The following is an 11,429-nucleotide window of genomic DNA, read 5'->3' as shown; positions in this document are numbered from 1 at the left end:
AACCCCAGATAAGCTCAGTGTGGTGTCGGTAAAGCCTGAATCGTTATCGATTAGAGGCTTGGTTGATTACCTTGATTATTTAGAAACTAATCAGCAAGACCCTAGCCGTTATGAGTTAGCGTTGTGGCGTAAAATAATGCAGCCAATTACCGTGGCTGTAATGATGCTGGTGGCATTGTCATTTGTTTTTGGTCCGCTGCGAACCGTCACGATGGGCGCTCGGGTATTGTTAGGTGTCGTTGCAGGATTTAGCTTTTATATCAGTAACCAGATATTTGGTCCTATGAGTCTTGTGTATGAGCTACCTGCTTTTGTAGGGGCCGTTGCGCCGAGTGTGTTATTTACGGCCTTAGCCATACATTACATTCGAAAATAAACGTTCGCATTTGCGAAGAGACAAAAATGGCAACATGAGTTGCCATTTTTGTTGGTATAGATTAAGCGCCGTGCCAATTACGCATTTGATTGGCCTCAACCGACAACACCACGACTTCAGAGCGGGTCATCATATCTTGTAGAGCCAGTTTATCGGCATTGATTAAAATCCATAAGTTACCAATACCTAACAAAGACCATACCACGCGGGCACAAGCGGTAATAAAACTGAGATTTTGACCATTAGGATGCTGTACCTTTAAACGCCATGCTCGCATACCTAAAGTTTGACCGCCACGACTCCAAAATATGGCGTAAAAGCTGCAAACACACAATGCCAACCATAATTGATACAGCCCATGGTAAAGCGGCGTGTTATTAAGTAAGTCTGAGGTATGCTCAAAGCCGTTCATTGCAATCATTCCGGTGCTTTGTAAAGCAAAAAACACCCCAAAACCAATTGCACCAGCAAACATGTATACCGCTACGGCCAGTAATGAGTCGTAAATGATGGCGCCAGCTCGACGAACAAAGCTCGCCCGAGGAAAGTTGGCATGTTCTGAATTTAACATCGATATTCCTTAAGACTTAGTTGAGATTAAATTTCATCATCTTCGCGAACAAATTTAATACTGCTAAAACCAAAGCGTGCAAACTCACTTTTACGAAACTCTTTTTCTGCTTTAGCCCCTTTTTTAGAGGTTAAAGCGATTTGCTGTTCCATTGCGAGAAACTTTGTTAAATCTATCCCTTCAGCCTCAGCAGCTGCTTCATAAAGGTCGTGGTGGATGTCATAGCTAAAGGCGATGGTTTTGGTTTGACCTTTAAAGGTATAAATTACTTGGCGCGCCATGGCGAACTCCTGAAATTAATGTCGTTTACATTCAAAATAAAAACGGCCCTCAACCAATATCGGCAAACAGTTAGGTTTTCGAGTATGAGGACCCAACGCTACGGTGCGCTTTATAGTGTGGTTAATTGTCCCACGTTCGTTGATGGATAACCAACTAGAACCCAATCAGCTGGCATAAATAGCCACTTTATTGCGCTCACACTCCTAATTGAGCGTTAAATACAAATAACACGCATCAGCAGGATAAGTGTTTAACGCGGTTTTTAATGTAATTGAGGGGGCTGCGGGTAAAAAGCCGTGTTGTTGCCAATAGTCTTTTGCTCCCTGAACGGCCACTAAACCAATGCCGTGTTTGGTTAATTGAGTTGCTTGGCTAATGACGTATTTGAGTAACTGCTTACCCAGCCCCATACCTTGAGCCGCTGGTGAAATTGCCATGTCATGCAAATGCCAGCTATTGCTTTCTTTGTAGGCTATTTCAGTGTCTAAAGACGGTGCGTCTCCCTGTGCCCAAGGATGAACTAATGCATAAGCAACAATGTGTTTAGCTTGTTCGATGACCAAACATGTCGTTGGTGAGGCTTGCCATTTACTTTGCATAACCGCAAGAGACTCAGGGGTTAATTCACTATAACATTGTGCTTGAATAGCCATTATTGCTGGCCAGTCAGAAGCAGTAATTGGGCGAATAGACATATCATTTAAACTGTTGCGTATTTTAGGCGCGATTATACCCATAATCAGCATAAAATCTATGCGTTAATCTGTGATAAAGTGAGCTTGGATGCGCCAATGACCGGCCGAATAAAAATAATCATAAGGATAAAATATGCAACAAAGCTTATCTCAATTTGCTAAACGAGCGCTATATTGTGCCATGTTCAGTGCAAGCACCTGCGCTCCTTTTATGGCTGAAGCGGGTATGGAAGAATTTAAGCCAGGCACAGTGATCACTGAGTACGGTAAAGTGGCTAGCGTTAAGAGTCGCTTGGCTATCCCTGCTGGAATGAAGTTTAAGGTCGCTTTTGATTTAGGTGCTGTCGCTAAACCCGGTGAGTTGAATCGTCATATTGATACCCTAGCTCGTTTTATCAATATGCATGTTGCTGCAGGCGTTAAATTGGAAGATATTTCACTGGCGATGGTGGTACATGGGCAAGCGGCGAGCGACATGACTCAAGATCGTTATTATCAGATGCTAAATGCTGGAAAAGATAATGCTAACAGAGACTTAATTGCACAGTTGATCAAGGTGGGTGTTCAGTTTTATGTGTGCGGCCAAACGGCGGCTTATTATGGCATTACGCCTGATGACTTATTACCCGGTGTTGAAATGGCATTGTCTGCATTAACTGCCCATGCGGTGTTAGCTCATGAAGGTTATAGCGTGAACCCGTTTTAAGGGTTTATGTTATGAGTATTATTTGGTGTGCTCAAATATCGCTTGCTGGGTATATTTATCAATAATACGGTCAATCGTACCGTTTGACTGTAATTCAGCGATCGCCGCATTGATACTAGGTAGTAATGCTACGTGTTCTTTTCGAAGCCGCATGACTAGGTGACCTTTTGAGTGCAGTGCGGCAAGTGTGACAGGACAGTTAAGCTTTTTAGCCCAGTATAACGCGGGTAAGTCTCCGGAAATTGCTGCTTTTACTCGATCTTTATAAAGTGCTTTTATGAGATCTTTTTCTGAGGTGAAATCTACCCGAGTGAACTCCGAGTCATTGTGATACAAATAACCGCCAACGGTGCCAATTTCTTGGCCTTTTAGGTTGTCATTATGTTGCCAATCTTTAGCATTAGACGCTAAGGTAATGATGTACTCTTCAATGGCGATAATGGCAGACGACTGCACAAACAACTCGCCTAAATCGTTATTAGGAAACCAACTTGGGCTGACAAAGTCAAAGTCGAGTAAACCGTTGTCCAATGCGTAATTGGTTCTTCTGGGCGGGAAATTATGCTTTTCATTGTTAATATTCGCTTTGGCAAGTAAAAGGGGAACTAACTCACCTAGAATACCAGGACTTTCAGGTGAGTCTGGAATGTAGTAAGGCACCCAGGTACTCGAACCATTAACGTTATATTTGAGCGCAGTATCTGCAAAAGCAAATCCAGAGATAAAAAATAGCACTAAACAACTTATTGTAATAATACTTCTTTTCATGGTACCTCCTCACATGACAATTGTGCCCTAAAACGTAGCTTGGTGCCTTTAATTACTTATATTGGTCAAGGCACAGTAAACATAAACTTGGGTGCAGGTTGTTAGGTCGTAAGGTGTAGGTTTTGTGGTGTTTAATCAGTGTGGTTTTCTTATTGCCTTGGCTCAATAAAATACCTTGAGTGAGTGCTAAACGCGCCACTTGGTTTTCATCACCGCGAATGTACATTGCAATCGGCTTAACGATGTTGTCGTCGATAATGTGTTGATTAAATTCTTTAGCAGAGATAATTAAGCTTGATTGTCCATCACTGTCTAATTTCAGTTTAGCGTCAATATCGGTATCTGTGATGATTACCCATTGCTGAGCCGCGAGTTCTGTTAATAAGTTTTTTAGCCCGCGGCCGGTGGCGGTTGGGCTGTTATTGGCTTGCTGATATTGGTCTGCAATGCAGGTGAGTAGACGTTTTAGTTGCGCCCCAGCACCTTGACTACGAGCTTGACGGATCCACGCTGTTAAGTCATCGGCAACCAATTTGGAAAAGCGCTTTGTTTTTAACGATTCAACCATCCAATTACATAAAAAATGGCTTTCTTGCGCAGGCGTTCGTTGGGCTTTGTGTTGAGATGCAGAGGTATTAATAGCATCAATGCCGGCAAGTGCTAATGCCAGTATGGCTTGGTTGTAAGTTTCGGTGGTCATGTTTACAAATCGATAAAGTAGGATGTTGGCTAGTTTACCGTGCAAGCGCTCATTGCTAAATAGATTTTTTTGCTAAGCGATGGCCGTTGTTGCGTGTGATGTTAACAACGGCCTGTGACTATTATTTTTGTGGCGGAAATTGTGCCAAGATGGCCGCGACGGTTTCATTAATACCTTTCGCTTTATCTTCGCCGCCTTGGTCAAAGTGATATTGGCCATTACCACGCCAAATTAAGCGCTTATCTGCTGAATCAACAATATCGATTTGGATCGTTTGGGTTTTGGCGGTGTTGCTCCCCAGTGGGATCCCGATGCTGGTGCCAAGACCGATACCGCCTTTAGAGCCCCAAGTGCCAGAGCCTAAGCCGATAGAAAGACTAGAGTCTTTTTCTTTGTCTTGGGTGACAAATGCATAGTTAACTAAAAAATCACCCCCCTCTTGTTGATAAACAAACCCTTGGTTTAACAAACTTTGTTTGATGTCAGCGTTAATTCTGTCGGCCGTTAGCGGGTCATTAGTTTGCTCAACACTGAGTTGGCTAAACGTTTTAAGAGCAGAGAAATCGTAATTAACATCATAATCTTGTTTAGGCTTTGTCGCGCAGGCGGTGAAAATAAATAAGCTACATATCATTAATGCTAGGCTACGCCAGGTTGGACAGTTTCCCCTTAATTTGGAACGCTTTGATGTTGTCATAAGACCTCCTAAAACGTGTAATAATGTACAAAATTAACTCAATTAGTATAACCTTAATATACGACGATTGTTTGCCTGTAGATTATTAGGCTTATTTGACTATATCGCATTAATACCAATCCTTATTAGAATATGATCTATTTTAGGTTACGTCACTAGACCCAGTACAATGAAAATGACTGCAGGTGTAGTCATCTACATCAACGTCATTTGAAGCCGTAACGGGGGGTGTGACGCAACCCCGAAGGGCGAATTTATCAGCGTGGTATTCTTTGTTAGCCTTTCTTAACGTAGTGCACTATGCCCTCAAAAGGCTGCCTCGAATACCGCACTGATAGCTTTCGCTAAAAGAGCACATTCTAATGCGGATTGGTGTAATCAATAGTCTGTAATTTATGTACTGGAGTTAATCTCATTAATGATGGAACAATTAAGCTTTTTTGCCGTACCCAGCCCTTGTATCGGCGTGTGTCAGTCTGACAGCCGTGGTTATTGTGTTGGTTGCTTAAGAAGCCGTGATGAGCGTTTTAATTGGATGAGTTACAGTGAGTTACAAAAACAAGATGTTATTCGATTATGTTTACAACGTAAGCGTCGACGCCAATATGCAATACACAAAGCCAAGCAGCAAGAAATGCTTAACCAACAAACTGCTCATACAGGACAATTAAATTTTGAAGACAGTAATGACTCAACTGATGATATTGATTTAGCCGGCTTCAGTTTAGATGATTAAAGTTGAGTTCGTTAAACCTCTAGTGGCTTCTGTCGGTGGATTACTGAGCTTTCATGGCGTGCCAAAACAATTTGAAGCTGGCACTACGGTGCTTTGGGTCGTTACCGAGTTGTGGGTTGTCAGTAAAGTATCTGATGGCTGCTAAATATTGTCCATGGCAGTTTTCGAGCAATAATTCGTTGGGGAAGTTGGCAATAATGCCTTGTTGTTTACCTTGCTCAATCAATTCAACGACAAAACCTAAAATGCTCATCATCGCTTGTTTTCTTACCGCAATATCAATATCGGCCGACATTGAATATTGTAAAAAGAACAATTGCTTAAGAGGTTGTGCAATGGCCCAGTCAATGGCTTTCTGCCATAGATTATTGGCGTCTTTTTCAATATCACCTGATAATTGAGTATTACTCACCATATTATTAGCAAACTCTTGCTTTATATAAAGAAACAATTGGTTCATTATGTCGTTTTTTGTCGGAAAATGATGAAATAATGTCCCAGTTGCCACTCCCGCAGCTTTGGCGATTGATGCTGTTGATGTTGCACTAAAGCCTTTACTGACAAACAGTTGTAATGCCGAGTCTAATATGGCTTGTTTCTTATCTGTGGTGGTAGGTGTTTTACTGCTCATTAAGTTAAAAGTGCCTATGGTTGAAAACGATAAACAGCCCAACAAAGATTTAGGGTAGGTTGGGCTGCTGTGTTGTTAACGCAAGAAGAATTTCATTAATAGTCGCTGAATGACGCCGCCATAAGGTGGGTGCACAAAGATGCCAGTATTGATTTTACCACTGTTCAGTACAGTTTTAGCGTGACTAAAGGTTAAGAAGCCCTCTTTACCATGGTAATGCCCCATTCCAGAAGGCCCGATACCGCCAAATGGCGCGTCGTCTGCGGCCACATGAAACACGGTGTCATTAATACATACACCACCCGAATGGGTTTGCTGCAAGATATGTTGTTGGGTTGTATCATCAAAACTCATTATATATAACGCCAGTGGCCGGTGCCCACGGTTTACATAACCAATGGCTTCTGACACATTTTTATAGCTAATAATGGGTAATAATGGCCCAAAAATCTCATCTTGCATTAGCAACATGTCGTCTGTTGTTTCGGTGATTAATTGAGTGGCTAGTTTTCTGCTATCGGTCGAAATCGGGTCATCCGTTGCAGATATGACCTTTGCGCCCTTTGCTTTAGCATCTTCAAGCACGTTCAACAAACGCTGATACTGACGGTCATTAATGACATTGCCGTAATCTTGATTATTGACAAAGTCAGGATACATTTTGTTAAAACGCGCCCGATAAGCTGCAATAAACGCATCGACTTTGTCGGCAGGGCAGAGCACATAATCGGGGGCTACACAGATTTGTCCGGCATTTAAGCATTTGCCAAAAATGAGTCGCTCAACAGCTGTGTCTATCGACATATCTGGCGCGATAATTGCTGGCGATTTACCGCCTAATTCTAACGTTACAGGGGTAAGGTTTTCGGCTGCCGCTCGCATAACATGGCGCCCTACGACGGTAGACCCGGTAAATAAAATATGATCAAAAGGCAGAGATGAAAATTCTGCCGCGACTTCCGCTTCACCTTCAACAATGGCTACCTCAGAAGCATCAAAAACCGTGGCGAGTAATTGGCGTAACACGGCATTCGTTGCAGGGGTAAACTCAGACATTTTGAGCATGGCACCATTACCCGCGGCAATAGCGGTAACTAATGGGCCGATGGATAACATGATCGGGAAATTCCATGGCACGATAATGCCAATCACACCTAAAGGTTGATATTGTACCGACACTTTTGAGGGCGATAACAACATGCCTGCATGACGACGGCTGGGTTTCATCCACGATTTCAGATGCTTAATAGTGTAATTAATATTGTTAACGCAAGGCATGATATCTGAGATCACGGTGTCATTTGAAGAGCGGTGACCATAATCTTGATTGAGTGCATCTATTATCGCTTGTTGGTTATCGAGTAATGCGAGTTTAAGTTGGGTTAATTTGTTAACGCGAGATTGATAACTCGGTGCCGGTTGTGACAAATAACGGCTACGTTGCGTGTCAAGTAATTGCGTGAGTGAGTTTACTGTCTGATCAACTGCCATGTTCATTAATGTTCTCCGGCTGATAGTCTGTGTCGGTTAATTGTGCTTGTTGGTTAAATATCTTTGAATTGGCAGTGGCTAATGTGCTTAACCATAGCGGTTCGATACGTACCGACTGATTAGTCGGTCTAATGTTAGGTGTTTTTTTGAGCTAGAGCAAGTTTTCGACATGGATTTGATTTTGATCACTAAAAAAATCAAATTAATGACTACACTTGAAGGGTAAGAAGGGTTATTAATTGCGTGAATACAGTCTGTTGGTTGTGTCAATTTAAGTTGGTTAACTGACTCTTGCGTTGTTCACGTTTAAGGAGGGTAGCAAAATGCGTACACGTAATATTTTATGGCCTACCGATTTTTCAGACACGGCGTCACATGCCCTACGATATGCCATTGAAATGGCAAATCTCTACAATGTAGGTATTCGTATTCTGAATGTGGTTGATCAACCTCTAGGTGACGAAAACTACATGGTGCTTGCGATTACACCAGAAGAACTCGCAAAATCGATGGAAGATGCAGCAGCAAAACAGATGCATGAGTTATTAGCTCAGTTAAAAACCGATTTAAAAATAGAAACTGTGATACGCCGTGGTGATGCGGTGACCGAAATTTTAGCTGAAGCTAATGGCGAAGACATCGGTATGGTGGTTATCGCCAGCCACGGCCGCACCGGCCTCTCACACTTTTTGCATGACAATGTGGCGGAAGAAGTGGCTAATAAAGCCAAATGCCCAGTGTTAGTGGTTAAATAACCTATAAAAGCTTGAGCCTGACTAAGTTAAAAATGCTGACCAGTCACCCGTGATGGGTGACCAGTAGCATTTTGAAATCTGGATTAGAAAAGCGCCTGGTTGGTATTGGCTAGAACATTTGTCTTTGTCTAAGCGGTATGACGTTAAATCCAGTTTTGGCTATTACGGCTAACCGCATGCAGCGACCGGGAAATGATTTGATTGGCAATGTCAATCGGGATGTAAGGAAACACTAAGCTGCCGCTGGCAAGGCCGACTTCAACATAGGCTAAATTTGCCCGTTGTTGCCCCTTGGTTTGGGTTATTTTGACGTGTTGCACTTTATCAAAAGCAACGCGTTTCCATTGCCTGCCAAGGAAGCCTGAGTGCAGCCAAATCACCTTGTCTTCAAGTACATATCCCCAATGTTTGTAACGTATATAAATGACTCCAACGACGGCAGTGGTGGTTAACCAGGTGGTTTCAAAAAAGCTTAAACTTCGGCCATCAAACCCGCCAATGACCGATAATAAAACCGCGACAGCAAGTGGTAGCATGATCCGTCGTGTAAACCAATTAATGTGAATTGGCGTATATTTTCGTGGTAAAGCGCTTGCGCCGCCACTGAGATTGGGCATCGCCGTTAAAATCGATACTATTTCGCCTAGTTTAACACTTGGGATAAGCATATGTTGTTTGGTTTTTTGCTCAACCTCTTGTCCTTTGACTTGCTTAAAATACAAGGTCCAACGCTTAAAGAGTCGAGCGATTAGCGGTTGCTGTGCATGGATAAGCTGTATACGCTTAATGGCTAATGCATCTTGTTGGTGTGAAATGACTCCACCACTGCGTTGAAGGGTGTCTGTGTGCCTGTCGAGCTTATATGGATAATATTTTAACACAGCAGAGATAATCGAAATAAGCGAAAATAGCCCGTACAAAAACAGCAAACCAAGAATGAAAAACAGGCTTTGCAAGCCGATGTTTTGATGGGTTTGGCTCTCAACCCACAACCAAAATTGCCTGGCTATTGCTGAGTCAAACACCTTTTCCATATCTATTTGCCCAATGATGGGGCCAGCGATCACCGCAAACCAAATAAAGTTATTTTGATAAAAGCCAAAAAGTAATAGCTCACTCAGAGATTTACGCACCACAGGGCTAGAGCTTTGTGATTGATCATCAGGTTGCGGTTCACTAGAGGTTTGAGATGCGGACTGTTCAAGGTGCGTTAAATTGAGTAATAAGCGCTTGAGTGTCTGTGCCTGTTCGGTATTTAACGCCGCAAGCTTGGCTTCATCTTTTTTTGACCCGGCAGTTTCTATCACCAATGTCCCAAGGGCTAGCGGTTTAAAATAAAAAGGTTGCTCATAACGTATGTTTTGAATTCTGCTGAGTGGGATTTCATCTTTTTTGGTAAAAAATAATCCCCGCTTTACATCGAGTTGTTCCCCCAATAAGCGAAAGCGAAATTTATGCCACTCAATCACCGCCGACAGGCAAACAAGCAGCACTATCACACTTATCATCAACACTAACCATTGCCCGTCAAATCCTTGTTTCCAACCGGTGTAAACAATTGGAATGATGGCAAAACCATTACTGAGGATCCCTTTTAGCGCACCAAATACGTAGGTAATAATCGACCAAGGCGATAATGCTTGCCATTCTTTTAGCTGACTGGCGAGATCGTCACAGGTGTGCTGCTGAGAGGTATTCGCCTCTATAGCACCTGGTTGTCTTATGGATTGAGGTGTTTTTGGTAACTCATCCATGAGGCGTGTCCTCGTTGGACGTTTTAGCTTTAGACGTGGTGAGTTGATGCTCAACATCAGCCGTATGTTGAGTGTCATTTTCTAGCGGGCTATCGTTGTCAATATTGTGTTGTTCAGCCATAGGCTGGTGGCTCGCAGCGGCTTTAGCTAACAGGTGCTGACGCAAATGTTCAGCCAGTTCAGCATTGAGTCCGGGCAAATCGATTTCTGCCACGCCACTGCCAGCACTAAAACATTTTAACGACACCAAGTTAAATTTTCGCTCTGCTGGCCCTTGGGATAAATTAACGTGCTGTAAGCGGGTGTATGGCAAGGCTGTTGTTGATACCCAAAATAACCCTTCGCGTAACACCAGCTCATGTTCAAATACACCATAGGCAATCCGTTTAGCTTTTGTATGGATAAGTTTAATGATAATGACGGCTAACAATGCATAACCGGGCAATATGGATAGGGTCACACTTGTTGGGATATCGGGGTTTATTAGGCCAAAAATGGTAATGACTAGGGTGATTAACACCGTGATAGTGATGCTGATAATTAACAGTAATTTGGGGTAGTTAGCATCTACGCCTTGGAGCGCTAACCTGGATAATGGAATATATTGTGCCGGCCTGAGTATATGGCCATGTTGGTAAGGGGTTAATTCTGCCGCTGACTCATTTTTTAACTCTGAGGCTGGCGCGACTATAGGCTGGCTTTTTTGTGGCGAGTCTATTTTCATTATTATGTTATCCCTTTGTTACCTTCTCGATATCATACTGCCATGTTTTTGGGGCAATTTGCGACTAACAGGTTGTAAATGTTTGTCTCAAACCATAATTTGATTATTGCTTAGCTGTTGATATTACTTGCATACAAGGCAACACATGCAGTAATTTCAAATAAAGTCGTATTATTTATAGGGCGTTATATCGATGTTTTCTCAGCCTAACGTTATTAATAAATCGCAAAAAGCATTTTTGCGAAAGCTATATCTGGCACATCTGCTCGATGAAGAGCAACATAATCTATTAAGCCTACAAAAATTAACAGGTATGCCAAGGAGAACGCTGCAAGATGCTATTGCGGCCTTTGCTGACATTGGTGTTAAAGTGGATTTTATTCAGCAAGGCCAGAGACATAACGAAGGGTATTATCGAATTTCGACCTGGGGGCCCATCAGCAGCGCTTGGGTTAACAGTCATTTTGAACAAATTAAAGCTGTAATTGAAGACGTCGAAGCACAAACGTTAGCCAGCTAGTTTGAGCGGCCACCCAGTTGTCT

General features: G+C 42.7%; 15 protein-coding genes. 5 read left to right on the top strand and 10 right to left on the bottom strand.

Translation table 11 applies throughout. The features are described 5' to 3' along the window. On the top strand, positions 1 to 376 hold a 376-nt coding region (locus PQR79_RS06995; RefSeq protein ID WP_274408426.1), incomplete at its 5' end, for an LptF/LptG family permease. 61 nt (positions 377 to 437) lie between these two features. Here PQR79_RS06995 and PQR79_RS06990 read toward each other — a convergent pair. The 3 genes from PQR79_RS06990 to PQR79_RS06980 form a co-directional block, all read right to left on the bottom strand. Next, entirely contained in the window at positions 438 to 947 is a 510-nt protein-coding gene (locus tag PQR79_RS06990) for an RDD family protein (RefSeq protein WP_238106855.1), read from the bottom strand. Positions 948 to 973: 26 nt separating this feature from the next. Beyond that, positions 974 to 1,228, bottom strand: coding sequence for a DUF2960 domain-containing protein (locus PQR79_RS06985; RefSeq protein ID WP_238106856.1), 255 nt, complete (start codon positions 1,226 to 1,228; stop codon positions 974 to 976). 204 nt (positions 1,229 to 1,432) lie between these two features. Next, positions 1,433 to 1,924, bottom strand: a complete 492-nt coding sequence (locus PQR79_RS06980; protein ID WP_238106858.1) for a GNAT family N-acetyltransferase — start codon at positions 1,922 to 1,924, stop codon at positions 1,433 to 1,435. A gap of 133 nt (positions 1,925 to 2,057) precedes the next feature. On the opposite strand from PQR79_RS06980, the gene PQR79_RS06975 reads away from it, so the two are divergent. Then, on the top strand, positions 2,058 to 2,630 hold the full coding sequence (locus PQR79_RS06975; RefSeq protein WP_274408425.1) for a DsrE family protein: 573 nt from the start codon (positions 2,058 to 2,060) through the stop codon (positions 2,628 to 2,630). Between the two features lie 18 nt (positions 2,631 to 2,648). Here the strand turns inward: PQR79_RS06975 and PQR79_RS06970 are convergent, their stop codons facing one another. The 3 genes from PQR79_RS06970 to PQR79_RS06960 all read right to left on the bottom strand — a co-directional run bounded on the left by PQR79_RS06970 (position 2,649) and on the right by PQR79_RS06960 (position 4,795). Beyond that, positions 2,649 to 3,398 (bottom strand): type 2 periplasmic-binding domain-containing protein, encoded by a 750-nt coding sequence (locus tag PQR79_RS06970; protein WP_238106860.1) that lies wholly within the window; start codon positions 3,396 to 3,398, stop codon positions 2,649 to 2,651. A gap of 52 nt (positions 3,399 to 3,450) precedes the next feature. Beyond that, entirely contained in the window at positions 3,451 to 4,098 is a 648-nt protein-coding gene (locus PQR79_RS06965) for a DUF2913 family protein (RefSeq protein WP_238106861.1), read from the bottom strand. 121 nt (positions 4,099 to 4,219) lie between these two features. After that, positions 4,220 to 4,795 (bottom strand): DUF4136 domain-containing protein, encoded by a 576-nt coding sequence (locus PQR79_RS06960; protein WP_238106863.1) that lies wholly within the window; start codon positions 4,793 to 4,795, stop codon positions 4,220 to 4,222. A 421-nt stretch (positions 4,796 to 5,216) separates the two neighbouring features. Here PQR79_RS06960 and PQR79_RS06955 point away from each other — a divergent pair, with 421 nt between their 5' ends. After that, positions 5,217 to 5,531: a DUF1289 domain-containing protein gene (locus tag PQR79_RS06955; protein WP_238107205.1), complete on the top strand. Its 315-nt coding sequence runs from the start codon at positions 5,217 to 5,219 to the stop codon at positions 5,529 to 5,531. A 40-nt stretch (positions 5,532 to 5,571) separates the two neighbouring features. On the opposite strand, the gene PQR79_RS06950 is transcribed toward PQR79_RS06955, so the two are convergent. Both PQR79_RS06950 and PQR79_RS06945 read right to left on the bottom strand, forming a co-directional pair. Then, positions 5,572 to 6,162: a TetR/AcrR family transcriptional regulator gene (locus tag PQR79_RS06950; RefSeq protein ID WP_238106864.1), complete on the bottom strand. Its 591-nt coding sequence runs from the start codon at positions 6,160 to 6,162 to the stop codon at positions 5,572 to 5,574. Positions 6,163 to 6,237: 75 nt separating this feature from the next. Further along, positions 6,238 to 7,659 (bottom strand): coniferyl aldehyde dehydrogenase, encoded by a 1,422-nt coding sequence (locus tag PQR79_RS06945; RefSeq protein ID WP_238106865.1) that lies wholly within the window; start codon positions 7,657 to 7,659, stop codon positions 6,238 to 6,240. A 317-nt stretch (positions 7,660 to 7,976) separates the two neighbouring features. On the opposite strand from PQR79_RS06945, the gene PQR79_RS06940 reads away from it, so the two are divergent. After that, a complete protein-coding gene (locus tag PQR79_RS06940) occupies positions 7,977 to 8,408 on the top strand; it encodes a universal stress protein (RefSeq protein WP_238106866.1) in 432 nt (143 codons plus the stop codon). A 143-nt stretch (positions 8,409 to 8,551) separates the two neighbouring features. Here the strand turns inward: PQR79_RS06940 and PQR79_RS06935 are convergent, their stop codons facing one another. Further along, on the bottom strand, positions 8,552 to 10,162 hold the full coding sequence (locus tag PQR79_RS06935) for a PH domain-containing protein (RefSeq protein ID WP_238106867.1): 1,611 nt from the start codon (positions 10,160 to 10,162) through the stop codon (positions 8,552 to 8,554). Continuing rightward, entirely contained in the window at positions 10,155 to 10,886 is a 732-nt protein-coding gene (locus PQR79_RS06930) for a PH domain-containing protein (protein WP_238106868.1), read from the bottom strand. Before PQR79_RS06930 ends, PQR79_RS06935 begins: the two co-directional genes overlap by 8 nt. Positions 10,887 to 11,079: 193 nt before the next feature. On the opposite strand from PQR79_RS06930, the gene PQR79_RS06925 reads away from it, so the two are divergent. After that, positions 11,080 to 11,406, top strand: a complete 327-nt coding sequence (locus tag PQR79_RS06925) for a winged helix-turn-helix domain-containing protein (RefSeq protein WP_238106869.1) — start codon at positions 11,080 to 11,082, stop codon at positions 11,404 to 11,406. Positions 11,407 to 11,429 lie beyond the last annotated feature (23 nt).

The sequence above is a fragment of the Shewanella metallivivens genome (assembly GCF_028750675.1).
GTDB lineage: Bacteria > Pseudomonadota > Gammaproteobacteria > Enterobacterales > Shewanellaceae > Shewanella > Shewanella metallivivens.
This window is presented reverse-complemented; position numbering and strand designations above follow the sequence as displayed.

Coding starts and splice junctions, on each gene's coding strand:
- PQR79_RS06990 (WP_238106855.1), bottom strand. CDS start 947: ATGTTAAATTCAGAACATGCCAACTTTCCTCGGGCGAGCTTTGTTCGT.
- PQR79_RS06985 (WP_238106856.1), bottom strand. CDS start 1,228: ATGGCGCGCCAAGTAATTTATACCTTTAAAGGTCAAACCAAAACCATC.
- PQR79_RS06980 (WP_238106858.1), bottom strand. CDS start 1,924: ATGTCTATTCGCCCAATTACTGCTTCTGACTGGCCAGCAATAATGGCT.
- PQR79_RS06975 (WP_274408425.1), top strand. CDS start 2,058: ATGCAACAAAGCTTATCTCAATTTGCTAAACGAGCGCTATATTGTGCC.
- PQR79_RS06970 (WP_238106860.1), bottom strand. CDS start 3,398: ATGAAAAGAAGTATTATTACAATAAGTTGTTTAGTGCTATTTTTTATC.
- PQR79_RS06965 (WP_238106861.1), bottom strand. CDS start 4,098: ATGACCACCGAAACTTACAACCAAGCCATACTGGCATTAGCACTTGCC.
- PQR79_RS06960 (WP_238106863.1), bottom strand. CDS start 4,795: ATGACAACATCAAAGCGTTCCAAATTAAGGGGAAACTGTCCAACCTGG.
- PQR79_RS06955 (WP_238107205.1), top strand. CDS start 5,217: ATGGAACAATTAAGCTTTTTTGCCGTACCCAGCCCTTGTATCGGCGTG.
- PQR79_RS06950 (WP_238106864.1), bottom strand. CDS start 6,162: ATGAGCAGTAAAACACCTACCACCACAGATAAGAAACAAGCCATATTA.
- PQR79_RS06945 (WP_238106865.1), bottom strand. CDS start 7,659: ATGAACATGGCAGTTGATCAGACAGTAAACTCACTCACGCAATTACTT.
- PQR79_RS06940 (WP_238106866.1), top strand. CDS start 7,977: ATGCGTACACGTAATATTTTATGGCCTACCGATTTTTCAGACACGGCG.
- PQR79_RS06935 (WP_238106867.1), bottom strand. CDS start 10,162: ATGGATGAGTTACCAAAAACACCTCAATCCATAAGACAACCAGGTGCT.
- PQR79_RS06930 (WP_238106868.1), bottom strand. CDS start 10,886: ATGAAAATAGACTCGCCACAAAAAAGCCAGCCTATAGTCGCGCCAGCC.
- PQR79_RS06925 (WP_238106869.1), top strand. CDS start 11,080: ATGTTTTCTCAGCCTAACGTTATTAATAAATCGCAAAAAGCATTTTTG.